We start from the raw sequence: 1,367 nt of genomic DNA, 5'->3' as shown, positions 1-1,367 counted from the left end.
CGGCCCAATCCGGATGGAGTGGGTGGCTCCTGCTCCACCGGCGTCGCGATGCGCCATACTGCAGTTGTTACCAACTGCTAAGAAAGGAGCCACCCAATGACAGTTAAAACAGTTGGACTGGATCTGGCCAAGGACGTGTTCCAGGTTCATGGAATTTCGGCCGCTGGCCGCAAAATATTCAACAAGAAGATCAAGCGCCCGAAGCTGCTTGCGTTTTTCGAGACACTTCCGCGCTGTGTTGTCGGCATGGAAGCCTGCGGTTCCGCCCACTATTGGGGCCGTGAACTCAGCAGGCTGGGTCATGACGTCCGCCTGATGCCAGCAGCCTATGTCAAACCCTATGTAAAGCGCGGCAAGACCGACGCCGCTGATGCCGAGGCGATCTGCGAAGCCGTGCGCCGCCCGACGATGCGCTTCGTCGAAGTGAAATCCGAAGACCAGCAGGCGATCCTGGCGCTGCACCGCACCCGGGATCTCGCGGTCCGGCAGCGCACGCAGCTGGCGAATATGATCCGAAGCCTTCTGCGTGAATTCGGCCATGTGCTGCGGAGCGGGATCGAGGCTGTGATTGCTTTCGCCAAACGCCACCTTGAAGGGGAACGGCCCGGCATGCCCGATCTGGCAAGCGGCATTCTCGGCACGGTCTGCTACCAGTTTCTTGGCGTTCACGAGCGCGTTGAAGGCTATTCAAAGATGATCGAGAAGCATGCGCTGCTGGATGCCAGTGCCCGGCGCCTGATGCGCATGCCTGGCGTCGGCCCGATTACCGCCTCCGCCATTGTGGCGACCGTCGGCGATGCTAAGCAATTTCGGACTGGCCGCGATCTAGCGGCGTGGCTGGGCCTGACGCCACTCAACAAGTCCAGCGGTGGAAAGGAAAAGCTCGGCAAGATCACCAAGAAGGGCGACCGTTACATCCGAAAGCTCCTGATCACCGGCATGACATCCCGTGCGCTGATGGGCAGGAAGCATCCGGAGCGCATAGATATCTGGAGCGCCAGGATCCTCGCCGAGAAACCGTTTCGGTTGGCGACGGTCGCGATGGCCAACAAGAGCGCTCGGATCATCTGGGCGATACTGACGAAACAACAGGAATATCGGCAGCCGGCCGCCTGATCGGATCGACCTGCCAGAAATGCAAGACGTTTGATGTGATGATGCGGATGTAAGTCAACCAAAAGCCAGGACACTCCGACGAAAGTCGCGGCCCTCAGAGGTCGTATTCCCGATAGGAACCTCGCTTGCGGAACTCATCAAGGCCAGCAGTCGACAACACTGGCTGCGTCAACAGGCCGAACACACGACGGTACTGACGGACCGCCGCCATCAACGCAGAAAACACTTGCAATGCAGGCGCCACCCACACA

At 59.5% G+C, this 1,367-nt stretch carries 1 protein-coding gene; it reads left to right on the top strand.

Features of this window, described 5'->3' with window-relative positions:
* Positions 1–96 precede the first annotated feature (96 nt).
* Entirely contained in the window at positions 97–1,116 is a 1,020-nt protein-coding gene (locus tag Q0816_RS25880) for an IS110 family transposase (RefSeq protein ID WP_298856189.1), read from the top strand.
* The last annotated feature ends 251 nt before the right edge of the window (positions 1,117–1,367 follow it).

This window comes from uncultured Ruegeria sp. (assembly GCF_947497005.1).
Lineage (GTDB): Bacteria > Pseudomonadota > Alphaproteobacteria > Rhodobacterales > Rhodobacteraceae > Ruegeria.
Note: the sequence above shows the minus strand (reverse complement) of the source record. Positions and strands in the feature narration are given on the sequence as shown.

Excerpts from the sequence above, each read along its gene's own strand:
- Q0816_RS25880 (WP_298856189.1), top strand. The coding sequence starts at position 97 with ATGACAGTTAAAACAGTTGGACTGGATCTGGCCAAGGACGTGTTCCAG.